The organism is Bacillus sp. SIMBA_008, from assembly GCF_046535495.1.
Taxonomy (GTDB): domain Bacteria; phylum Bacillota; class Bacilli; order Bacillales; family Bacillaceae; genus Bacillus; species Bacillus subtilis.
The window spans coordinates 1-327 of the sequence record NZ_JAWRWL010000184.1 but is presented as its reverse complement, the minus strand read 5'-3'; the positions used below and the strand labels follow the sequence as shown (position 1 = coordinate 327).

Below are 327 nucleotides of genomic sequence, written 5' to 3'. Positions count from 1 at the left end.
ATCAGGCTTTCCGGCATGCGGGTATGATCTACGGGCCGAGCCATCAAGGCATTGATCAGCTGATGATCGGAGAGAGGGGGGCTGCAGCCCGGCTGTCGCTGCCGGAAACGGCAGACAGTACCGCCGATCAGTTTGTCATCCATCCGAGTCTTCTGGATGCCGCGTTTCAGGCGTCACTGGGTGCCGGTTCAGATACTGCCGGAGACACTCCGATGCTGCCGTTTTCCCTGCGGCAGGCAGAAATATTTCAGCCGACTCAGAAAACGATGTGGGCGCTTGTCCGCAAACAGAGCGATCGGTCAGATAACGGAGCGCTGACGCTGGATA

Annotated in this window: 1 protein-coding gene; it reads left to right on the top strand. The window is 58.4% G+C overall.

The window, feature by feature from the left end:
* Positions 1–327 (top strand): polyketide synthase dehydratase domain-containing protein (locus SB658_RS22740; protein WP_410602501.1); only part of this gene is annotated, 327 nt, incomplete at both ends.